The sequence below is a fragment of the Amycolatopsis sp. NPDC049253 genome (assembly GCF_040678995.1).
Taxonomy (GTDB): Bacteria; Actinomycetota; Actinomycetes; order Mycobacteriales; family Pseudonocardiaceae; genus Amycolatopsis.
Window position 1 is genome coordinate 288,636 of sequence record NZ_JBFAQX010000008.1, and the last position, 20,372, is coordinate 309,007.

22 protein-coding genes and 1 pseudogene are annotated in these 20,372 nt (G+C 72.0%); 18 read left to right on the plus strand and 5 right to left on the minus strand.

The features are described 5' to 3' along the window. The first annotated feature begins 73 nt into the window (after positions 1-73). The 3 genes from lanKC (at position 74) to AB0K15_RS21120 (ending at position 5,362) form a co-directional block, all read left to right on the plus strand. On the plus strand, positions 74-2,815 hold the full coding sequence (lanKC, locus tag AB0K15_RS21110) for a class III lanthionine synthetase LanKC (RefSeq protein ID WP_364052752.1): 2,742 nt from the start codon (positions 74-76) through the stop codon (positions 2,813-2,815). A 269-nt stretch (positions 2,816-3,084) separates the two neighbouring features. Beyond that, the gene (locus tag AB0K15_RS21115; protein WP_364052755.1) at positions 3,085-4,365 is read left to right on the plus strand and encodes an MFS transporter; all 1,281 of its coding nucleotides are present in this window, start codon (positions 3,085-3,087) and stop codon (positions 4,363-4,365) included. Positions 4,366-4,375: 10 nt separating this feature from the next. After that, the gene (locus AB0K15_RS21120) at positions 4,376-5,362 is read left to right on the plus strand and encodes an MsnO8 family LLM class oxidoreductase (RefSeq protein ID WP_364052758.1); all 987 of its coding nucleotides are present in this window, start codon (positions 4,376-4,378) and stop codon (positions 5,360-5,362) included. A gap of 15 nt (positions 5,363-5,377) precedes the next feature. On the opposite strand, the gene AB0K15_RS21125 is transcribed toward AB0K15_RS21120, so the two are convergent. Continuing rightward, positions 5,378-6,247, minus strand: coding sequence for a LysR family transcriptional regulator (locus tag AB0K15_RS21125; protein WP_364052761.1), 870 nt, complete (start codon positions 6,245-6,247; stop codon positions 5,378-5,380). Positions 6,248-6,325: 78 nt separating this feature from the next. Between AB0K15_RS21125 and AB0K15_RS21130 the strand changes: the two genes are divergently transcribed. Further along, positions 6,326-7,231, plus strand: coding sequence for an EamA family transporter (locus tag AB0K15_RS21130; RefSeq protein WP_364052764.1), 906 nt, complete (start codon positions 6,326-6,328; stop codon positions 7,229-7,231). Beyond that, positions 7,228-7,872: an NAD(P)H-binding protein gene (locus AB0K15_RS21135; RefSeq protein WP_364052767.1), complete on the plus strand. Its 645-nt coding sequence runs from the start codon at positions 7,228-7,230 to the stop codon at positions 7,870-7,872. The genes AB0K15_RS21130 and AB0K15_RS21135 overlap by 4 nt, the downstream gene beginning before the upstream one ends. 54 nt (positions 7,873-7,926) lie before the next feature. Here AB0K15_RS21135 and AB0K15_RS21140 read toward each other — a convergent pair whose 3' ends face one another. After that, positions 7,927-8,460 carry a DinB family protein gene (locus AB0K15_RS21140; RefSeq protein ID WP_364052770.1) on the minus strand — a complete coding sequence of 178 codons (534 nt, stop codon included), beginning with the start codon at positions 8,458-8,460 and terminating at the stop codon, positions 7,927-7,929. 154 nt (positions 8,461-8,614) lie between these two features. Here AB0K15_RS21140 and AB0K15_RS21145 point away from each other — a divergent pair, with 154 nt between their 5' ends. From AB0K15_RS21145 to AB0K15_RS21165, 5 genes are read left to right on the plus strand one after another with little or no spacing between them, the layout of a single operon-like run. Next, on the plus strand, positions 8,615-9,526 hold the full coding sequence (locus tag AB0K15_RS21145; protein WP_364052773.1) for a hypothetical protein: 912 nt from the start codon (positions 8,615-8,617) through the stop codon (positions 9,524-9,526). A 1-nt stretch (position 9,527) separates the two neighbouring features. Then, a complete protein-coding gene (locus AB0K15_RS21150) occupies positions 9,528-10,757 on the plus strand; it encodes a hypothetical protein (protein ID WP_364052776.1) in 1,230 nt (409 codons plus the stop codon). Further along, positions 10,754-11,440, plus strand: coding sequence for an ABC transporter ATP-binding protein (locus tag AB0K15_RS21155; protein ID WP_364052779.1), 687 nt, complete (start codon positions 10,754-10,756; stop codon positions 11,438-11,440). Before AB0K15_RS21150 ends, AB0K15_RS21155 begins: the two co-directional genes overlap by 4 nt. Next, on the plus strand, positions 11,431-12,642 hold the full coding sequence (locus AB0K15_RS21160) for an ABC transporter permease (protein WP_364052782.1): 1,212 nt from the start codon (positions 11,431-11,433) through the stop codon (positions 12,640-12,642). The genes AB0K15_RS21155 and AB0K15_RS21160 overlap by 10 nt, the downstream gene beginning before the upstream one ends. A gap of 29 nt (positions 12,643-12,671) precedes the next feature. Continuing rightward, positions 12,672-13,580, plus strand: coding sequence for an LLM class flavin-dependent oxidoreductase (locus AB0K15_RS21165; RefSeq protein ID WP_364052785.1), 909 nt, complete (start codon positions 12,672-12,674; stop codon positions 13,578-13,580). A gap of 3 nt (positions 13,581-13,583) precedes the next feature. On the opposite strand, the gene AB0K15_RS21170 is transcribed toward AB0K15_RS21165, so the two are convergent. Next, positions 13,584-14,030 carry a hypothetical protein gene (locus AB0K15_RS21170; RefSeq protein ID WP_364052950.1) on the minus strand — a complete coding sequence of 149 codons (447 nt, stop codon included), beginning with the start codon at positions 14,028-14,030 and terminating at the stop codon, positions 13,584-13,586. Between AB0K15_RS21170 and AB0K15_RS21175 the strand changes: the two genes are divergently transcribed. The 4 genes from AB0K15_RS21175 to AB0K15_RS21190 all read left to right on the plus strand — a co-directional run bounded on the left by AB0K15_RS21175 (position 13,930) and on the right by AB0K15_RS21190 (position 14,960). Next, positions 13,930-14,148, plus strand: a complete 219-nt coding sequence (locus tag AB0K15_RS21175; RefSeq protein ID WP_364052788.1) for a beta-ketoacyl synthase N-terminal-like domain-containing protein — start codon at positions 13,930-13,932, stop codon at positions 14,146-14,148. The genes AB0K15_RS21170 and AB0K15_RS21175 overlap by 101 nt on opposite strands. Positions 14,149-14,255: 107 nt before the next feature. Further along, on the plus strand, positions 14,256-14,591 hold the full coding sequence (locus AB0K15_RS21180) for a hypothetical protein (RefSeq protein WP_364052791.1): 336 nt from the start codon (positions 14,256-14,258) through the stop codon (positions 14,589-14,591). 19 nt (positions 14,592-14,610) lie between these two features. Further along, entirely contained in the window at positions 14,611-14,757 is a 147-nt protein-coding gene (locus tag AB0K15_RS21185; RefSeq protein WP_364052794.1) for a hypothetical protein, read from the plus strand. Next, the gene (locus tag AB0K15_RS21190) at positions 14,745-14,960 is read left to right on the plus strand and encodes a hypothetical protein (RefSeq protein WP_364052797.1); all 216 of its coding nucleotides are present in this window, start codon (positions 14,745-14,747) and stop codon (positions 14,958-14,960) included. Before AB0K15_RS21185 ends, AB0K15_RS21190 begins: the two co-directional genes overlap by 13 nt. 75 nt (positions 14,961-15,035) lie before the next feature. On the opposite strand, the gene AB0K15_RS21195 is transcribed toward AB0K15_RS21190, so the two are convergent. Beyond that, positions 15,036-15,620 (minus strand): TetR/AcrR family transcriptional regulator, encoded by a 585-nt coding sequence (locus AB0K15_RS21195; RefSeq protein ID WP_364052800.1) that lies wholly within the window; start codon positions 15,618-15,620, stop codon positions 15,036-15,038. Between the two features lie 103 nt (positions 15,621-15,723). Between AB0K15_RS21195 and AB0K15_RS21200 the strand changes: the two genes are divergently transcribed. Further along, positions 15,724-16,773, plus strand: coding sequence for an aldo/keto reductase (locus tag AB0K15_RS21200; protein WP_364052803.1), 1,050 nt, complete (start codon positions 15,724-15,726; stop codon positions 16,771-16,773). Positions 16,774-16,887: 114 nt separating this feature from the next. Here AB0K15_RS21200 and AB0K15_RS21205 read toward each other — a convergent pair. Further along, positions 16,888-17,726, minus strand: a pseudogene (locus AB0K15_RS21205) (SDR family NAD(P)-dependent oxidoreductase). Positions 17,727-17,872: 146 nt separating this feature from the next. On the opposite strand from AB0K15_RS21205, the gene AB0K15_RS21210 reads away from it, so the two are divergent. The 3 genes from AB0K15_RS21210 to AB0K15_RS21220 all read left to right on the plus strand — a co-directional run bounded on the left by AB0K15_RS21210 (position 17,873) and on the right by AB0K15_RS21220 (position 20,369). Further along, entirely contained in the window at positions 17,873-18,691 is an 819-nt protein-coding gene (locus tag AB0K15_RS21210; RefSeq protein WP_364052806.1) for a helix-turn-helix transcriptional regulator, read from the plus strand. Between the two features lie 288 nt (positions 18,692-18,979). Then, positions 18,980-19,672, plus strand: a complete 693-nt coding sequence (locus AB0K15_RS21215; protein ID WP_364052809.1) for a helix-turn-helix domain-containing protein — start codon at positions 18,980-18,982, stop codon at positions 19,670-19,672. 73 nt (positions 19,673-19,745) lie between these two features. Continuing rightward, positions 19,746-20,369, plus strand: a complete 624-nt coding sequence (locus AB0K15_RS21220; RefSeq protein WP_364052812.1) for a dihydrofolate reductase family protein — start codon at positions 19,746-19,748, stop codon at positions 20,367-20,369. The last annotated feature ends 3 nt before the right edge of the window (positions 20,370-20,372 follow it).

The following is a 20,372-nucleotide window of genomic DNA, read 5'->3' on the forward strand; positions in this document are numbered from 1 at the left end:
GGTGGCCACCACCGCCGTCCCCGGCCGGTTCCGTTTTCGCACCCGGCCGGAGTGCTCGTCCAAGGAGTGAGTCATGCAGTTGCCCTGGGAAACCGTGGTGTCCTATCTGGCCCACAACCCCCGCTGGTTCGAGGACTTCGCCCGGCGCGCGCCGAGCAGCGAGCACCTCGCCGTGTACCACGAGACCGTGCCGGGCAGCTACCGCCTCCGCCGGCGCGGCTACTGGCTGATCGCGGACCCGGCCGACACCCCGATGGCCCCGCAGGGCTGGAAGCTGCACGTGTCCGCGACGTCCCGCACGGGCGCCGACACGCTGCGCGCGGCCCTGCCGGTGTTGCTCGCGGCGGGCGTCCGGTTCAAGTTCCTGATGGACCCGAAGGCACTGCGCGAGGCCAACGGCAAGTCCTACGCGCGCGGTTCGAGCGGCAAGTTCATCACCGTCTACCCGGCCGACGAGGAGCAGTTCCGCGCCGTCGGCGAGGCGCTCACCGAGGCGCTGAAGGGTTTCGACGGCCCGTACATCCTCTCCGACCGGCGCTTCCCCGGTTCGAAGGTCGTCTTCTACCGCTACGGCGGGTTCTACAGCCGCTTCCGGCTGCGGCCGCTGGGCATCCGCGAGCTGCTGATCGAGGAGCCGGACGGCACGCTCGTGCCGGACCTGCGCCTGCCGTACTGGGAGGTGCCGTCCTGGACGACCGACCCGTTCCACGCGCCGGTGGCAGGGTCGAAGCGGACGCCGACGCAGGCGGCGGACAGCAGCCTGAAACTCCACAATGGACGGTTCGAGATCGAGGGCGCGCTGATGTTCAGCAACCGCGGCGGCATCTACCGCGGTGTCGACACGGAGACCGGCGCCGACGTCGTGCTGCGCGAGGCGCGCCCCGGCGTCGAGGTCGGCCCGCGCGGCGTGGACGCCGTCGAGCTGCTGCGTCACGAGTACGACCTGCTCACCGAGCTCGCCGACACCGGCCTGTTCGTGCGGCCGGTCGCGTTCTTCACCGAGTGGGAGCACGCGTTCATCGCCGAGGAGTACGTGGAGGGCGAGCACTACGGGCACCTGAGCATCACGCAGAACCCGATCTACGACCTCGACCTCACCGCCGCCCGGCTGACCGCCTACTACGAGCGCTTCCGCGGGCTGTGGAGCCAGATCGCCGAGGCCGTGGCCGTGTGCCACGAGCGCGGGATCGTGCTGGGCGACCTGTCGCCGACCAACATCATCGTCACGCCCGACGACCGGATCCGGATCATCGACCTGGAGTCGGCGTTCCACGAGGGCACCGTCACCGGCGCCGGGCTGAGCACCCCGGGAATGGTCACGCGCCGCGCGCTGCTGGCCGGCTCGGGCGACCGGCGCACGGACTACTACGCACTCGGCGCCCTCATCCTGTGCTCGGTGTTCGTCTGCCACCAGGCGGACGTGATCGAGCAGGCCGTGCCGCGGCGGCTGCTTGCGGAGGTGGCGCGGGACCTCGCGCTGCCGGACGAGCTCGTCTCGCTGATCACCGACCTGTACGCGGAAGACGCCGTGCCGACCACACCGGCGGAGGTCGCCGGCCGCATCGCGTCGCTGCGGTTGACGTGGGACTCCGCGCCGCCGCTGGCGTCGCCGGTGGTCCCGGAGGCGCTGGCGAGCAACGACCTGCACAAGCGCGTCGAGGCGGTCGTCGACGGGTTCGCCGGCTACGTGCACGCCACCGCCGACCTCACCCGCGACGACCGGATCTTTCCCTGCGACCTGCTGGTGTTCGAGACGAACCCGCTCTCGCTGGCGCACGGCGCGTACGGCACGTTGTACGCGCTGAACCGGGTGCGCGGCGAGGTGCCGGACGAGTTCCTCGCGTGGGCGCTGCGCCACTCGACCGCGCACGACGCCATGCCGCCCGGTCTGTACTACGGCTCCGCGGGCGTCGCGTGGGCGCTGTCCGCGCTGGGCCGGCCGGAGCTCGCCACCCGCGTGCTGCGCAACGCGGCCGGACATCCGTTGCTGTACCAGGAAACAGGTGTGCTCACGGGCGCGGCGGGCCACGGCATGGCGTGCCTGCGCGTCTGGCGCGACACGGGGCTGGAGGAGTTCCTCGACCGGGCCCGCGAGATCGGTGCCCACTTGGCGGCCACGGCCGTGCCCGCCGACGGCAAAGCCTGCTGGCCCCGCGAGGCGGGTGGCATTCCCGTGGGTTACGGCGAAGGCGCGTCGGGCGTCGCCATGTTCCTGCTGGCCCTGCACGCCGCGACGGGCGAGGCCGACGTGCTGGAGCTGGGCCGCGCGGCGCTCGACTTCGATCTGGCGTGCGGCCAGTACTCCTCGACCGGCCTGTACTCCTTCCCCGACCGCGCCCCGGAGGACGACGAGCCCGCGGCCGTCCTGCGCCAGTACTGGGACGAGGGCACCGCCGGTGTCCTCACCACGCTCCTGCGCTACCACCACGTCACCGGCGATCCCGTGCTGCGGACCGAGATCGACCGCCTGCTGCCGGACGTCCGCCGCAAGTACACGACGTTCCCGCAGCTCTTCCACGGCGAATCCGGCCTCGGCAACGCCCTCCTGGACGCCTACGAGTACCTCGGCGACCCCGAGCTCCTCGGCGACGCCCAGCGGTCCGCCGAAGCCGTGCTGTGCACCGCGATCCACCGCCCGGAGGGCATCGTCTTCCCGGGCGAGCAGACCGTCCGCGAGTCGGCCGACCTGGCGAGCGGCTCGGCCGGCGTGGTGTTGTTCCTGGACCGCCTGCACCGCGCCGCGCCGGGCAGCCGGACCAACCCGAACTTCCTCCTGGACGACCTCCTCCACCCGATCACCGGGGAGGGTCGATGACCACCGCCGCCGAGCGCACCGGCCGCGCGGGAGCCGGTGATGCGCCCACGGCGCCGGGTCCGGACGCCGGCCGCGCGGCGGTTGGTGCCGAGCGCGCTCCGGCCGCGTCTCGCGCTGAGCGTGCAGGGGTCGGTGATGCCCCGGCGACTCCGGCACCGGTTGCGGTTCCCGCGGCGGTTGGTGTCGAGCGCGCCACGGCCCCTTCTCGCGCGGACCGCGTAGCAGCCGGTGATACCGCCGCGATGCCGGACCCCGTCGGGGGTGGCGCAGTGCCTGGTGCCGAGCCTGAACCCGCGGGCGGAACTGCTCCTCACACCACGAGTGCGACCGCCGAGATTCCCCTGCGGCGCAACCGGCAGTTCCGGATCCTCTGGATCGGCCAGGCGTTGTCCGGCTTCGGGTCCGCCATGTCGTTCCTCGTGGTGCCCCTGCTGCTCCTGGCGGCCGGGTACTCGCCGTCGGTGGCGGGGACGCTGGGGACGGTCACGCTCCTGATCGGCCTGGCCGTCCGGATGCCGGGCGGGTTCCTGGCCGACCGGTTCGACCAGCGGCGGGTGATGGTCGTCTGCGACCTGCTGCAGCTGGCAGCCGTCGGGGCGGCCGCGGTGTGCGTGTTCTTCGTGCCGCTGCCCGTGGCCGTCGCGCTGGGGCTGGTGGTGCTGACGCAGGCCGCTCAGGAGGTGTACGGGCCGGCGCACGCGAAGCTGCTGCGGCGGATCGTGCCGTCCGGGCAGCTGGCCGACGCCGTGTCGGTCAACCAGGCCCGGGGGTACGGCGCGAGCCTCATCGCGCCGTCGGTCGGCGGGGTGCTGCTGGCCGTGGACCCGGCGCTGCCGTTCGCGGTCGACGCGCTGACGTTCGGCGCGTCCGCGCTCTGCCTCGTGCTGCTGGCGACGTCGCGGACCCGCCGGACCGGCGAGGTCCGGCCCGAGAAGCCCGCCGAGCCGCTGCTCAAGCAGGTCGGCGCGGGCTGGCGGCACCTGGTCCGCGACCCGTTCCTGCGCACGTCGTCGGTGTACTTCGCGGTGCTGAACCTGCTGTTCTCCACCTTCACCTACGCGCTGATCCTCGGCATCGGACGCGAGCCGGGCGGGACGGTGATCGCCGGTGCCGCGCTCAGCTCGTCCGCGGTCGCCGGCCTGGCGGGGTCGTTGATCGCGCCTTTCGCGCAGCGGAAACTGCCGCTGCCGGTGGTCCTCGCCGCGGGCCCGGCGCTCGCCGCCGGACTGCTCGCGCTCACCTGGGCCGGCGCGGGCGTCATCCCGTTCGCGGGCGCGTTCTCCGCGCTGTGCCTGCTGACGCCCGTCATCGGCGCCACGCTCGCCACCGTGATGGCCAAGGTCGTGCCGGACGAGATCTACGGCCGCGTGAACGCCGCGAACTCGTTCGTCGCGCAGATCCTGCAGCCGTGCGGCCCGATCCTGTCCGGCGTGCTGCTCGGCACGCTTTCCCTGGCCACCACGGCTTCGGCGTTGCTGGTGGTGTTCGCCGTGCTGGCCGTGCTCGCCTTCTTCCTGCCCGTCCCGCGCCCGTCCGTCGAGTCCGATTAGGAGGATCGCCGTGTCCGTACCCCTGTCCGTGCTCGACCTGGCCAAGGTCGGCCCGGAAACCCCGCCCGCACAAGCGGTCCGCGATGTCGTCGACGTCGCCCGCGCCGCCGACGAGAGCGGGTACCACCGGTTCTGGGTGGCCGAGCACCACGCGTCCCCGCGCACCGCGGGCAGTGCTCCCGTCGTGCTGATCGCCGCCGTGGCCGCGGCGACCCGGCGCATCCGCGCCGGCTCGGGCGGCGTCATGCTGCCCAACCACGCGCCGCTCGTCGTCGCCGAGCAGTTCGCCGTGCTGGAAGCCCTGCACCCGGGCCGCATCGACCTCGGTGTCGGCCGCTCGTCCGGCGGCAGCAAAGCCGGGCGCCACCTCGAAGCGGCCCTGCGCCGCGACGCCAAGGCCACCAGTGACTTCCCGGCCCTCGTCGACGAGCTCCTGGCCTTCCAGCACCCCGAGCTGCACCCCGCGCACCCGTACCCGAGCGTCGAGGTCTCCCCGCGCGTCGACACCTCCGCCGACGTCTTCGTCCTCGGCTCCAGCGAAAACGGCGCGCGCGTGGCGGCCGAACGCTCCCTGCCCTTCGTCTACGGCCACCACCTCGGCCTCGGCAAAGCCCGCCCCGCCGCGGTTTCGGCCTACCGCTCGGCATTCGTACCCGGTCCGTACGGCTCCCGCCCGAAGGTTCTCGCCTCGGTCAACGTCGTCTGCGCCGAGACCGACGCCCTCGCCGCCGACCTGGCGCTGGCCGCCGCCCGCGACGAGGTCCGCGCCCGAGCGGAAACCCCGCTCACCGAAGCCCGCGAGCTCTACCTGGCCCACAAGGCCGTCACGGACGCTGCCGTCCTCCACGGCTCCCGCGCCACCGTCCTGGCCGGCGCCGCCCGCCTCGCCGAGGACCTCACCGCCGACGAGCTGATCCTGGTGCCCTACGAGACTTCGGGACCGGCGCGGGTGCGCACGGTGCGGGAGGCGGGATTGCCGGCGCTGGTGGCTTCCTGACGAACAGGCGCGCGCTCACCGCGGCAGTACCTGGTCCAGAAACGCCTGCGCCGCAGGGGAAGGGTTGAACGAGCTCCACGCCAGGTACTCGATGCGGGTGGGCCCGTCGGTCACCGGAATCGTGCGGAGGGCTTCGTCGGCCGCGATGACGAAGGGCGAGAGCAGGCTGACGGCGAGGTTGTGCCGGACGAGGTCGAGGATGAGGGCCCGGCTCATGGCCTCGAAGGCGACCTCACGGCGGACGCCGGCCGCCTGGAAGGCGCGGTCGGAGGGAGCGCGGCCAGGGGTGCCGGCGGGGAAGTCGACGAAGGTTTCGCCGGCCAGGTCCGCCAGTTTCAGGCGGCGGCGGTCCGCGAGGCGGTGGGCTGCCGACACGACGGCGACGAGGCGTTCGCGGGCGAGCTCGCGGGTGGCCACGCCGTTGGCGGACGTGGGCTCGGGCAGGCCGAGGAGGGCGACGTCGACGCTGCCCTCGGCGATGGCCGCGATGAACTCGTCGCTGCCGCCGCTGTGGAGCCTGATGCGCACGGCGGGATGGCTTCGGTGGTACCCGCCCAGTGCGGCGGGCAGGTCGAGGACGGTGACGGTGGGGATCACGCCGATGGTGAGGGTGCCGCGGACCTGCCCGGTCGCGGCGGCGGCGTCCGCGACGGCGCGGTCCGCGGCCTCCAGGCTCGCCCGCGCCGCCGAGAGGAACGCCTCGCCCGCGGCAGTGAGGTCGACGCGGCGGCTCGTGCGCGCGAACAGCGTGAGGCCGAGCTCGGACTCGAGGGCCTTGATCTGGTGGCTGAGCGCCGACTGCACGACGAAACAACGTTCGGCGGCGCGGGTGAAGCTGCGCTCCTCGGCGACCGCGACGACGTAGCGCATCTGCTGAAGCTCCATGCATTGATTATTGCCGTTCATCGCTGCCATGACATCCATGTGTTGGACTCATCGGTCCCGCGGACCGACGATGGACAGGTGACTACGACTGCCAACCCCGCTCCCGCCGCTGCGCGCGTCGGGTGGACGGCGCTGACGGGTCTCGCGCCGGCGGTGTGGGGCACCACCTACCTCGTCACGACCCACCTGCTGCCGCCCGGGCATCCGCTGTTCGCGGCGTTGATGCGGTCGTTGCCGGTCGGGCTCGTCGCGCTGCCGGCGGCCCGCCGCCTCCCGCACGGGGCCTGGTGGTGGAAGAGCGCGGTGCTGGGCGTGCTGAACATGGGGGCGTTCTTCCCGCTGCTGTTCCTCGCCGCGCAGCACCTGCCCGGCGGGGTCGCGGCGACGCTGGGCGCGGCGCAGCCGATCGTCGTGGCGTTCCTCGCCGTCGCGATCCTGCGTGAGCGGCTCTCCGCCTGGCGCGTCGCCTGGGGTGTCGTCGGGGTGGCCGGAGTCGCTCTCGTCGTCCTCGGGCCCGACGCGGCGCTCGATCCCGTCGGCATCCTCGCCGGACTGGCCGGCGCCGTGTCCATGGCCACCGGGGTCGTGCTGACGAAACGGTGGGGCAGGCCCGAAGGCGTCAGCGCGCTGGGCCTGGCCGGGTGGCAGCTCACCGCAGCCGGACTCTTCCTCCTGATCCCGGCGCTGGTGATCGACGGTGTCCCGAGCGGCATCGACGGACCGGCCGTCGCCGGGTTCGCCTGGCTCGGGCTGGTCGGCGCGCTGCTGACCTACACGCTCTGGTTCTCCGGCATCCGCCGGCTGCCGGTCACCGCCACCGCGTTGCTCGGCCTGCTTTCGCCGCTCGTCGCCGCCGTCCTCGGCGCCGCCGTCGCCGGAGAAGCACTCACGTTGGTCCAGCTCGCCGGTTTCGCGTTCGCCCTCACCGCGACGGTCGCCGGCCAGCTCAGCCCACCGAAGAAGAAGGAAACCGACCTGTCATGAGAATCGCAGTCTTCGGCGGCACCGGCATGGCCGGCAGCGCCGTCGTCACCGAGGCCCTGACCCGTGGGCACGTCGTCACGGCCGTGTCGCGCCGCCCGTCCGCCGCGGAAGCCGGCAGGCTCAGCGTGCGCGCCCTGGACGTCGGGCGGACCGAGGAACTCGAGCCGGTTCTGGCCGCCGTGGACGCCGCCGTGCTGGCCATCCGCCTCGCGCCCGGCAGCGAGCACCTGCTGGCCCCGCTGACCCGCGGCTTCCTCGACGCCGCGAAGCGATGCGGCACCCGGGTCCTGGTCGTCGGCGGCTCGGCTCCGTTGCGTTCGCCGACCGACGCCGGCCGCCTCCTCGTCGACGACCCAGCGTACGTTCCCGGCGAATGGCAGACCATCGCCCGGGCCAGCCTCGACCAGCTCCGCGTCTGCGCCGACCATCCCCACGACGCCTGGACGTACCTCAGCCCGCCGGCGATCCTCGAACCGGGCACGCGCACCGGCGGCTACCGGCGGGGGAGCACCACGCTCCTCACCGACGGGAACGGAGACTCGCGCATCACCGCACCCGACCTCGCGATCGCGGTGCTCGACGAACTCGAAAGCCCGGGCGGCGAACACCACTTCACGGTCGCCCGAGGCCCCTCGGCCTGATCTCCTCCGCGGCGGCTCGATCCTGTGACCACGGCGTTCCGGTCGGTCTCGAGGTCACCCGAGCGAGTCGAGGACCAGATAGCCGTCGAGCCGCGTCACCCGGTCGGTGTCCGGGTCCGGCGGCAGCGCGTGCCCGAGGTCCTGGGAGCGGACCTCGCCGATCCACTGGTCGTGCTGGTACTCGTGGTTGATCAGCGCGATCAGCAGGTGCCGCCCGACGACGGTGAGCTGGTCCGGCGAGCTGACGTGGCCGCCGGCGATGGCACCGAGGCGCTCGTGCACGCGGGCCGCGACCGTCTCCCGGAAGGTGGTGAGCCGCTCTACCGTCGGCAGCGCACCGCGGAACCGCTCGGGCCGGGCCGAGTCCATGAGCCCGTCGAGCTCGGGGTCGGGGCTCGGTTCCGCGGCGGTGAGGTTGCGGACCATGAAGTGGGCGACGTGCGCCTGGTGGCCGAGGTGCCAGCCGATGGCGCTGGAGTCCTCGTGCGGACGCCACGTCACTTCGTCGGCGCTGAGGTCCTTCCACAGCAGGTCGGTGTAGGCGCGGGCCCGGTCGTACTCGCGCAGCAGCTCGGTCACTTCGTGCATCGGGATCACCTGGGGTGTGTGTCGAGGGTTCCGGAGACGCCCGGTGCAGGCGCCTGCCCAGTGTGGCTCGGGTGCGCGAAGAGCGCGTAACCGGCGTGACCGCCCCGCGCCCGATCGGATCAACTTTTTCCCGCCGTCGCTCGTCTGCCCCGGTATGAGCACGAAGACCACCAAGACGGCGCTGCTCGTCGCGCTGGCCGCGGGCACCGCGCTGCTGGCCGGCTGCGGCGGGGGCGCCGACAACGCGGCCGCGCCGGCCGCCGCGTCCTCCGCGGCGCCGGGCACCGAGGCCGCCGCCGGGGGAGCACCGGACACGAGCACACCGGAAGGCCGAGCCGAGGCCGACTCCATCAAGTCCGAGAACCTCATGGCCGACTGCATGAAACGGGCCGGCTTCAAGTACGTGCCGCACCCGATGCGGTACGTCGTGTCGAAGAGCAACATCGCGGGGATGGACCCGGCGCTGACGTCCTACGAAGCGCTCAAGGCCTACCGCCAGAAGTACGGCTACGGCACCGGGTACGCGAAGGACGTCTTCCCGAACGACCCGGCCGTCGCCGTCCCGGAGAACCCGCCGAACCCCAACAACGCGATCCGCGCGGCGCTGCCCGCGGCCGAGCAGAAGGCGTACGACACGGCCTACGGCACGCCCCGGGAGCTGACCTACGCCGACGCCAAGAAGCCCCCGGGCGGCTGCATCGGCGAGATCAACCGGCAGATGGGCAACACCGGCGGCGAAAGCAAGTCCGACGCGGGCCGGCAGGCCGCCGCACGCGAAGCCGCGCAGAGGTTCGAGACCGACCCCCGCGTGCTGGCCGCCGCCCAGGACTACGGCAGCTGCCTGCGCCGCAAGGGATACGCGGTGCCGAGCACCAAGCCCGGCGTCATCGAGCACACCCTCAGCCAGGCCGCGCAGCAGGAGTACGACTCGAACCCCGCCGCCTCCAAGCAGCAGGGCTTGAGCAAGGAGATCAAGACCTCACTGGACGACCTGGAGTGCGGCAAGGCCTACGAGGCGGTCGCGAAGCCGTTCGTCCAGGCGCTGCTGCAGGCGGGAGTCGGCTGACGTGGTCACCAACCCCCGGCGCGTCGTCCTCGTGCTGATGGGCGTGGCGCTGGCGGCGGGCGCGGGCGGCTGGGTCGTCGGCTCGCGGATCACCTCGCCCGCCGACGCCGCGGCGGCGCACCAGCCACCACCGGCGTCGCTCATCACGGTGGCGGTGCGCAAGCAGAAGCTCACCAGCACCGTGACCGCCCAGGGCACGATCGCCTACACCGGCGCGACACCGCTCACGCTGACCGGTTCGGTCGGCGCCCCGGCCGGCGACGCGGCCACTGCGGCCACCCAGCTGGTGACCAAAGCACCGGAGGCGGGTGCGACCGTGGGCTCGGGCGCGCGGTTGCTGGAGGTCAGCGGGCGCCCCGTGTTCCTGTTGCCCGGCGCGGTGCCGATGTACCGCACGCTCTCCGACGGCATGACCGGGGACGACGTCGAGCAGCTGCAGGCCGCGTTGACCGCGCTGGGGTTCGGGCACCCGCGCGGCGGGAAATTCGACGCCGCGACGCAGATCCAGGTGAAGCGCTGGTACGAGCGCGCCGGGTACGAACCGCAGACCACCGCCGACACGCCGCCGAAGGTGACGATCCCGTCCGGGGAGATCCTGTTCCTGCCCGAGCTGCCGGTGCGCCTCGACTCGGTCACCACCCGCGCGGGCGCGCAGGCGACCGGCCGGATCGGCACCGCGACCTCGAGCAAGGTCGACCTGCGGGGCACCCTGCCGACGGCGGACGCGCAGCTCGTGCGGGCCGGCATGACGGCGAAGCTGTCCCTGCCCGACGGCACCACCGCGTCCGCGAAGGTCGACGCCACCGGGCCGGACGCGGCGCCCTCGCCGGCCGACGACCCGGCCGCCGGGAACCCCGGGAACACCGACGGCTCAGGGGATCAGGCGAGCGGCACGGGGCAGGCGGGCGGTGCCGGGCAGCAGCCGGCCGCGGCCGACGCCGTGCCGGTCCGCTTCGCCGCCGCCGACCCGAAGGCGCTGGCCGCGTACGCCGGGCAAGCGGTGCGGATCGACATCGAGGTGGGCGCGACTTCGGGTGACGTGCTGGTCGTCCCGGTGGCCGCCGTCGTGACGAGCGCCGACGGGACGACCCGGGTCCAGGTGCAGCGTGCCGGCGGTGCGGTCGACGACGTCGCGGTGCGCACGGGACTGACCGCCGACGGGCTGGTGGAGGTCACCGCCACCGGCGGCGCGCTCGCGGCCGGCGACCGGGTGGCGGTGGGCACGAAGTGAGCGACCCGGTCATCCGGCTCGACGGCCTCGGCCGGGTGTTCCCCGCCGACCCGCCGGTCCACGCGCTCGCCGAGGTCCACCTGACCGTCGAGACGGGCGACTACCTCTCGATCGTGGGCGCTTCGGGCTCGGGCAAGTCGACCCTGCTCAACACCCTGGGCCTGCTGGACCGGCCGACCTCGGGCAGCTATCTGCTGGACGGCGTCGAGACCACGGACCTGGCCGACGGCGCCCGCGCCGAGCTGCGCGGCAGCCGCATCGGGTTCGTGTTCCAGGCGTTCCACCTGTTGCCGCACCGCAGCGCCGCGGACAACGTGGCGATGGCCGAGCTCTACCGGCACACCGGCCGCAAGCACCGGCCGGAGCGCGCGCGGGAGGCGCTGGCCCGGGTCGGGCTCGCCCACCGCGCCGGGTTCCGGCCCGACCGGCTTTCCGGCGGCGAGCGGCAGCGGGTGGCGATCGCCCGCGCCCTGCTGGGCCGGCCGGCGCTGCTGCTGTGCGACGAGCCGACCGGCAACCTCGACCGCGCCAATACCGAAAGCGTGCTCGACCTGTTCGACGAGCTGTCGGCGCAGGGCGTGACGCTGGTCGTCATCACGCACGACGAGCAGGTCAGCCACCGCGCCCGGCGGCGGGTGCGCATCGAGGACGGCCGGGTCGCCGAGGAGCCGGTGTGCGCCTGAGCGAACTGCTGGACGAGGCACTGGCCGGGATCGCCGCGCGGCCCGTGCGCACGGCCCTGACCGTGCTCGGCACCTTCATCGGCATCACCACGCTCGTGGTCACCCTCGGCGTCGCGGCGACGGCGGGCAACCAGATCGCGGGGCGGTTCGACGCCGTGACCGCGACCGGGGTGACCGTGACCGTGCCGCCGCCGCCCGACCCGTCGAGCCCGCCGCTGGTCGACTGGGCGGGATTGGCCGACCTGCAGCGGCTCGCCGGGGTGCACGCCGCGGCGTCGATCGCCGAGCTGGACACCGGCGGGACCGGCGCGTTGTCCGTGCGCGCCAACGAACTGAACGACCCGACCACCGTCACCGACCGGGCCTTGCCGGTGGTCGCGGCGACCGCCGGACTGCCGGCCGTGGTGAACGCGACGATCGCGCAGGGCCGATTCTTCGACGACGGCCACGTCAGCCGCCACGACCGCGTCGCCGTGCTCGGTGCCGGTGCGGCGAAACTGCTGGGCATCACGCGGGTGGACGACCAGCCCGCGGTGTTCGTCGACGACCGCGCGTTCACCGTGATCGGCATCCTCGGCGACACCGGCCTGGACCTCGACCGCGCGCTGGACACCTCGGTCGTGCTCCCGTACACCACGGCGGCCGACCGGCTGGCGGCCGGCGCGCCGACGAAGGTCCTCATCCGCACGGACCTCGGTGCGGCGAGCCTGATCGCCCGCCAGGCCCCGATCGCGTTGAGCCCCAACGGGCACGACTCGCTGCAGGTCCTGGCGCCACCGGACCCGGCGAGCCTGCGCGGCGGCGTCGAGCGCGACATCAACGGGCTGTTCGTGGTGCTCGGGCTGGTGTCGCTGGTGGTCGGTGCGATCGGCATCGCCAACGTCACCCTGGTGACCGTGATGGAACGCGTCGGTGAGATCGGCCTCCGCCGTGCGCTCGGCGCGCGCCGCCGGCACATCGCGGCGCAGTTCCTCGTGGAGTCGGTGACCGTGGGGCTCTTCGGCGGCCTGCTCGGCAGCAGTGCGGGGATCATCGCCGTGGTGGTCGTCTCGGCGGTGAACGGCTGGACCCCGGTGCTGGACCTGTCCCTCGCGGCGGGCGCGCCGGTGACGGGTGCGCTGGTCGGGCTGCTCGCCGGCCTGTACCCGGCGATGCGGGCCGCGCGCATGGAACCGGTGGAGGCGTTGCGTTCCGGCACCTGAGGCGCCCGGTGGCCGTAGGATCGGTGATCATGAGGTACGCGATCGCGATTCCGCAGTACTACTCCGACGGCTCGTTCGATCCGGGTGCGTTCCGGGACTACCTGGTGCGCGCGCAGGAGGCGGGCTTCCACAGCGCGTGGACGCAGGAGGCCGTGTTCGGCCGGCGCCCGCAGCTGAGCCCGCTGGAGGCGATGACCTTCGCCGCGGCGTGCACCGACACGCTGCGGCTGGGCTGCACGGTGTTCGTGTCCACGCTGCACATCCCCGCTCAGCTGGCGAAGAGCACCAGCAGCCTCGACCAGCTGTCGCGGGGCCGGCTCGAAGTCGGAGTGGGCTCCGGCGGCAAGAACCGGCCGTACCCGGCGTTCGGCATGCGGCCCGAGCGCTACCTGGCCCGGTTCACCGAAGGCGTCGAGCTGCTCAAACGGCTGTGGACGCAGGACAGCGTCGACCACGACGGCGAGTTCTGGCAGCTGTCCGGCGCGACGATCACGCCCCGCCCGTTCCAGAAGCCGCACCCGCCGCTGTGGTTCGGCGGCAGTGGGCCGAAGGCACTGAGGCGCGCCCTCGACCTGGGCACGGGGTTCTTCGGCGCGGGCTCGGTCCCGACGGCCGACTTCGCCGAGCAGGTGCGGTTCGTCCGGGCACAAGGCGACCGCCCGGACTTCGAGATCGCCAAGCGCGTCTACATCGCGATCGAAGCCGACGCCGCCCGCGCCCGGGAACGCGTCAACGCTGAGCTCACCGCCCTCTACGGCGGCCTCCCGCCCGCCATCGAAGCGGCCGCCGTCGCCGGCACCCCGGACGACTGCGTCCGCGCCGTCCGCGCCGTGATCGACGCCGGCGCCGAACTCGTCCTGTTCACCCCGCTGTACGACCAGGCGCGCCACGCGGACGTGATCGCGAAGGAGATCATCCCGGCGCTGTCCTCGAGGTGACTTTCACATCGTCGGCTTGAAACGATGCGGAGCGCCAGGGTTGTCGCGCCCCGCTGCCGCGCGGACCATCCGGCGGCCGGCGGGGTTCGACCCGCGGGGGTGGTTGTCTCCCAAAGTGGCGCGCACGACGACATCCAGACGCAGATGGCCGTCGCGGCCACCGGCGAGGCCCTGACCGACAGCGAGCTGCTCGCGGATTCCATACGGGCTGACGCCGACCTTGGCCGCGCGGCCGTAGTCCGGGGCACGGCCACGGCCGGGCTGACGACGCTGGAGAAGCAGTCCGAAGTCCCGGCCCGGCTGGACGACCGCAAGGTTTACCCTCACGTCGTCCCGATGGCGATCCCCAATGCGGACCAGGCTCGTCACCTCGGAAGCCGCCGACGTCGTCCTCGCCGCCGGCAGCGACTCCAGCCTCACGCCGACGTTGATCGCGGGGTCCATCACCATGCGCGCTTTGACCTCCGCCGGGATCTCGCGTCCGTTCGACGTGGGCAGAGACGGATCCGCCGCCTCGGAGGCGCCGTGCTTTGTGCTCGAGCCCCTAAGGGAAAGCGCCTATGACTGATTTTCTGAACGACCTGCCCAAGTTGTCTCTTGGGCAAATATCCGCTTTCGCGGCAGGCGCTGTTACGATATTTTAAGTGGTCGTCAAAAAAACGCGGAGGAACAAGGGTGTACGAGTATGGTTTGGACTCCGATGTTCCGTGGCTGGAAATACATGAAATTAGAGGGTTTGCGCAGGATGAATTATCCTGCGTGGTGCGAGTCAATGGAGGGACCGTCTCCATCGGGGGCGCCTTCGTTGTGGCAACTTTTGCAGCCGGACGTCAGGTGCCCGTGCACCTGAAGGTCAAGGAAATTTGGCGCACCGCAACACTGAAAGTTGATTTCATTGACTTTGCACATGGTGGTTTACTGGTGCTGGAGGGTGTGGGAGCTCACTTGCTTGAATCGGGTATGTTGCTAGCCGGTGAAAGTGGTTTGGAGCAATTTGGTGGTTCTGCTTAGGCCTGCCGAATTTAGAGAGGTGCTGCAGCAGACTCACGGACTCAGATCGGTCATCTCGTTCTCGCCCAATGCGGACATCGCGAAGTACTGGCAGAGCTTGCCCGGTGTCGGCGAGAGTGAGGTCCTGATTCCGCACATGATCGAGGCGGAATCGTGGACGGACTGACCATCAGGTTTCGCCGGCGGGAGGTTCGCTGCTTCCAGCGAGACCTCGAACGCGGCTTCGCCACCGTTCAGCGGCGTCTCAGTGACCAAGCCCTGGACAAATACACCCTCCCCTTCGGCGGCGGTTACTACTTCGTGCTTCCCGGCGCCGACCGATCCCGGGGTGACTACCTGGGCAAGTCACTCTTCGACGCTGCCGTCTGACTGTGGCCGGCGTCGACGCTGCGGGCAGGACACGATCCAGCCCGACCGTGGAGGCCGACCCGGGCTCGCTCCTCGTCAAATCGCCTGCGGCGGCGCCTGCAACCCCGAAAAAACCGCGGCCACAAGACGCCGCCCCTGGGCGGCGCCCGCGTCGTTGTTCGGGACGCGCCAGAGGAAGCTCATCAGCAGGATGATGTCCGCCGGGTCGTGTCCGGGTGCGATGGTGCCCTCCGTGACGCAGGCGTCGACGAGTTTGGTCACCGCCGCGGTGGCCGGGGCCCAGGAGGCGCTGATCAAGTCCTGGGCCGCGGGGCTGTGCAGTGCGTCGCCGAGGCCGTGCTTGATGCGGATGTATGCGGCGAGCGTCTCGAACCACTCGATGAAGGCGGCCTTCGCCGACGGCTGACGGGCCAGTACCTCGTCGGCCGTGGTGGTGAGGCGCTCGATGTCGTGCTGGTAGGCCGCCAGGATCAGGTCCTCGCGGGTGGGGAAGTGGCGGTAGAGGGTTCCGGCGCCGACGCCGGCGCGCTTGGCGACCTCGCTCAGCGGCACGAGGGGGTTCTGCGCGAACAGCTCGTGCGCGGCTTCGATGATCGCGACCCGGTTGCGCGCGGCCGCTTTGCGCTGTGTGCCGTAGGTGCTCGGCGTCCCGTCGGTCATGCCCCGATCATGCCCCACCTTTGACTCGCGGAGAATCCTCCGCTAGTTTCGGAGGTACTTGCGGAGAATCCTCCGCGAGTTTGCCCCGACAGGAGCCACCCCCATGCGTTATGTGAAGCTCGGTACCACCGGTCTCGACGTCTCGCCCGTTGCGATCGGCGCGATGACCTACGGCGAGCCGGACCGCGGCCACCCCGTCTGGTCCCTGGGCGAACAGGATGCCCGCCCGCTGATCAAGCACGCCCTCGAGGCCGGGATCAACTTCTTCGACACCGCCAACATGTACTCGAACGGGTCCAGCGAAGAGATCCTCGGCCGCGCGCTCAAGGACTTCGCGGATCGCGACGACGTCGTGATCGCCACCAAGCTGCGCCACCCGATGCGACCCGGTCCCAACGCCAGGGGGCTCTCGCGCAAGGCGATCATGTCCGAGGTCGACCACTCGCTACGGCGGCTCGGCACCGACTACATCGACCTGTACCAGGTGCACCGCAATGACCACGCGACACCACTGGAGGAGACCCTCGAGGCCCTCGGCGACCTCGTCAAGATGGGCAAGGTGCGCTACCTGGGCGCGTCCTCCATGCACGCCTGGGAGTTCGCGAAGGCCCTGCACCTGCAGCGCGAGCACGGGTGGGCGCGGTTCGTGTCCATGCAGGACCACTACAACCTGCTGCAGCGCGAGGAGGAGCGCGAGATGATCCCGCTGTGCCTGGACGAGGGCGTCGGCACGATCATCTGGAGCCCGCTGGCGCGGGGCCGCCTCGCCCGCGCCTGGGACGATGCGAAGGCGACCGCCCGGTCCGCGACCGACGGCGACTTCGCCGACCTGCTCTACTCGCCCGCGGAAGAGGCGTCGAACCGCGCGATCACCGAGGCCGTCGGAAAGGTGGCCGCCGCTCACGGCGTGAGCCGCGCGCAAATCGCCCTGGCCTGGCTGCACCGCCAGCCGGTGGTCACCGCGCCGCTCGTCGGTGCCGGGTCCGTGCAGCAGATCGACGACGCCGTGGCCTCCCTGGACGTCGTCCTCACCGACGACGAGGTTCGCTCGCTCGTCGCCCCGTACACCCCGCGAAACGACTGGCAGGGCGTCTCCGACGAGGCGGAGCTCGACGCCATCCGCGCCCGCGTGCCGGGCATGGCCCTGTCGTAACCGGCGACGACAGGGCAGTCCACAAGCGACACTCCTGGACCGAGCGAGGCCGGGGGATCCGGCGGCACCGCAGCGGTGCCGATCCCGGATCCCGGTGGGAAAACCCGGTGCCGGTCACCAGCCGGCCGCCGAGCCGTGCGCGATCCGCGACAGACGGTCCCACTTCTCCCAGCCCTCGATGCGGCGCGCGTACTCCGCGCGGACCAGGTCCAGGCCGCCGGCGCCGAACAGCACCCGCAGAGGCGGCTCTTCGGCGTCGGCGAGTTCGAGCACGGCTTGGCCGGTGGCTTCGATGTCGCCGGCGACGAAGCTCGTGGCCCGGTTGTCGTGCGCTTCGCGGATGTGGGCGTAGGCGGCGTCGGGCCGGGTCTGCGGGGAGCGAGCGGCCAAGCCGGTCTGGAAGACGATCGGCTCGATGAGCGTCACCTTGATGTTGTAGGGGGCGACCTCCGCGGCGAGCGACTGGCTGACGGCCTCCAGCGCCCACTTCGACGCGTGGTACAGACCGGGCGCCGGGTAGGCGACGACCCCGCCGAGCAGGAAACCTGGAGGATGCGGCCCCCGCCCCGCGCACGCATGCCCGGCAGGGCGGCCCGGGTCGTCCACATCGCCCCCAGGTAGTTCGTCTCCATCTGCTCGCGGACCTGGTCGTCGGTGGCTTCCTCCACGGCGCCGACGAGCATGTGCCCGGCGTTGTTCACCAGCACGTCGATGCCGCCGAAGCGCGCCTCGGCGGCGGCCACGGCCTCACGGACGGCCGCGGCGTCCTTGACGTCGAACCCCAGCGGCAGCACCTGGTCGCCGTACTTGTCGACGAGCGGCTGCAGCGACGCGGCGTCCCGGGCCGTCGCCGCGAGCCGGTCGCCGCGCCCCAGCACGGCCCGCGCCCACGAAGCGCCGAGCCCCCGGGACGCCCCGGTCAGAAACCAGGTCTTCGGGCCTTGTTCGCTCATCACGTGCTCCTCCGTCGTGGGAAGCCGGTGGTTTCCGGCCCCTCGTCCACCACGGTCGGCCGCGCGCGGCGACACAGGCAGAGCGAGCTCTTCCCAGGGACCGCCGGTCCCTGGCTGACCGGCGCTTCCGGAGCGACACTGGGCTCATGGACTCCGGACAGCTCGCCCACTTCCTGCGGGTGCGCCGCGAGGCGCTCACCCCGGGCGAGGTGGGGGTCACCTCCACGACACGGCGTCGCACACCCGGCCTGTGCCGCGAGGAGGTGGCCGCACGCGCGGGCTACACCCGCCTGGAACAGGCCCGCGCTCCGAAACCGACGTCGCCGGTCCTGCGCGGCCTGACCCGCGCCCTGCGCCTGACCCTGGACGAGCGCGACCACCTGTTCCGGCTCGCCGGGCACACCGCCCCCGACCGCCTTTCAGCCGACGACCACGTTTCCCCCGTGCTCCTCGGCCTGCTGGACCGCCTGCACGACATGCCCGCCCAGGTGATGACCGACCTCGGCGAGGTCCTGGCGCAGAACGCCCTCGCCGCCGCGGTCTTCGGCGACCACACCGAGCTCACCGGGCCGGACCGCAGCCTCGTCTACCGGTGGTTCACGTCGGAGGACGCCCGAGCCGCCTACCCGCCCGAAGACCGGGCCCAGGAATCCCGCGTACTGGCCGCCGACCTGCGTTCGGCCCTGGTCCGCCGAGGCGACGCCCGCGCACGGGCACTGGTCGACCAGCTGCTGCGGGACAGCCCGGAATTCGCCGAGCTGTGGTCCGCACACGACGTCGCCGTGCTGCGCAGCCGCCGCAAACGCATTCAGCACCCGGAAACAGGTCTCCTCGACCTCGACTGCCAAGCGCTCCTGGAGGCAAACCGCTCCCAGATCCTGGCGCTCTTCGTGCCCGTACCCGGCACGGACACCGCCGAACGCCTCGAGCTTCTCGGCGTGCTCCGCGCCGGCCAGGACCACTGACCGCAGCCGGCCGATCCGGTCGCTCACGCGGTGCCGGCCCGGTGACGGGGTGGCACCGCATCGCCGACGCCGTCGCGGTCGCGATCTTGAACGTCGAACCCCTCGCGGTCCGAACCCTCCTCGGTCACACTGGGCCGATGGACTACGTCCGCCGGGTGCCCGCGCCGCCGCTGGACCGGTTCATCGACGACATCTACTGCCTGACCGGGGTGCCGCGCCATCGCCGGATGACCGTGCCTCCGATGCCGTCGGCGCATTTGTTCGTCAACTTGGGCGCACCCGTTCGTGGTGCGCGACTCCGAGCCTTCGACGCCGCCGGTGCTGGTTGCCGGCGGGTTCTTCACGGGAGTGTGGACGCGGCGGTTCGTCGTCGAGTACCCCGGCCGGGTGCGGCTGGCCGGGGTGCACTTCAAGCCGTGGGGGATTTCGCCGTTCGTCGACGTGGTGGCGACCGAGCTGCGGGACCGGTGCGTGCCGGCCGACGCCGTCTGGCCGCGGGCCGCGGATCGGATCCGCGACCGGCTCGGCGGGCTCAGCTCGCCCACCGAGACGCTGCGGGTGGTGGAGGAGGAGCTGCGCGCACGCCTGGCCGAGACGGCCCCACGCGGCCTCGACCTGGTCCAGCACACCGGCAGGCGGCTGGAGACCGCCCACGGCACGATCCCGGTCGGTGTGCTCAGCGATGCCGCCGGGGTGAGCGGTAATCACCTGGCCGCGCAGTTCAAGTCCCACGTCGGGCTCACCCCGAAGCGAATGGCGCGGATCTACCGCTTCGCGCGGCTGATCCTGTCCGTCGACGCGCTGGGGCCGGTCGACTGGCCGGACCTCGCGCACCGGTGCGGGTACTTCGACCAGGCACACTTCAGCAAGGAGTTCAAGGACTTCACCGGCCACACGCCGACCGGATACCTGACCCTGCGGCGCCGGCTGCCGGCCGAGAAAGGGTTCCCGCCGGACGACGGTCCGATGCCCGCCGAGTGAATTTTTACAAGCCCCCCGCCCGCCGGGGACGGGAGGATCGGGGTATCCGCGCGAGGAGACCCGAGGAGTGGCTGTGGGCACGGTGATCATGCACAACGTGGCGTCGGTGGACGGCTTCATCGCCGACGACGAGGACGGCGTCGGCCCGCTCCACGACTGGTACTTCAGCGGGGACAACCCGATCATCGAACGTCGCGACCGGCAGGACGAGCAGGACTTCGACCATTCCGGCTCCGGAAGCGCCTTCCGGATCTCCAGCGCCTCGGCGGACTACGTCCGGTCGATGTGGGCGACGATCGGCGTGATCGTGATGGGCCGTCACCTGTTCGACCTCGTGAACGGCTGGGAAGGCAAGCCGCCCGCGGGCGAGCACGTGGTCGTGGTGTCGCACCGGCCCAAGCCCGAGGGCTGGCACCCCGAGGCGTCCTACCACTTCGTCGACGACGTGACGGCCGCGATCGGCAAGGCCCAGGAGCTCGCCGGCGACCGGACCGTCGCGGTCAACGCCGGAGACGTCGGCGGCCAGATCCTCGCGGCCGGCCTCGTGGACGAAGTGGCGATGGACATCGTGCCGGTGGTCTTCGGGTCGGGCAGACGCTACTTCGGCCGCATCGACCGGCAGTACCTGCTCGAGGATCCCCACATCGTCATCCAGGGCGAGCGCGTGCTGCACCTCGGGTTCAAGGTGCGCCGCTGACGC

Excerpts from the sequence above, each read along its gene's own strand:
- AB0K15_RS21125 (WP_364052761.1), bottom strand. The coding sequence starts at position 6,247 with ATGGAGCTTCAGCAGATGCGCTACGTCGTCGCGGTCGCCGAGGAGCGC.
- AB0K15_RS21145 (WP_364052773.1), top strand. The coding sequence starts at position 8,615 with ATGAGCACGAAGACCACCAAGACGGCGCTGCTCGTCGCGCTGGCCGCG.
- AB0K15_RS21140 (WP_364052770.1), bottom strand. The coding sequence starts at position 8,460 with ATGCACGAAGTGACCGAGCTGCTGCGCGAGTACGACCGGGCCCGCGCC.
- AB0K15_RS21210 (WP_364052806.1), top strand. The coding sequence starts at position 17,873 with ATGGACTCCGGACAGCTCGCCCACTTCCTGCGGGTGCGCCGCGAGGCG.
- AB0K15_RS21165 (WP_364052785.1), top strand. The coding sequence starts at position 12,672 with ATGAGGTACGCGATCGCGATTCCGCAGTACTACTCCGACGGCTCGTTC.
- lanKC (WP_364052752.1), top strand. The coding sequence starts at position 74 with ATGCAGTTGCCCTGGGAAACCGTGGTGTCCTATCTGGCCCACAACCCC.
- AB0K15_RS21195 (WP_364052800.1), bottom strand. The coding sequence starts at position 15,620 with ATGACCGACGGGACGCCGAGCACCTACGGCACACAGCGCAAAGCGGCC.
- AB0K15_RS21170 (WP_364052950.1), bottom strand. The coding sequence starts at position 14,030 with ATGGTGATGGACCCCGCGATCAACGTCGGCGTGAGGCTGGAGTCGCTG.
- AB0K15_RS21135 (WP_364052767.1), top strand. The coding sequence starts at position 7,228 with ATGAGAATCGCAGTCTTCGGCGGCACCGGCATGGCCGGCAGCGCCGTC.
- AB0K15_RS21200 (WP_364052803.1), top strand. The coding sequence starts at position 15,724 with ATGCGTTATGTGAAGCTCGGTACCACCGGTCTCGACGTCTCGCCCGTT.
- AB0K15_RS21175 (WP_364052788.1), top strand. The coding sequence starts at position 13,930 with ATGCGGACCAGGCTCGTCACCTCGGAAGCCGCCGACGTCGTCCTCGCC.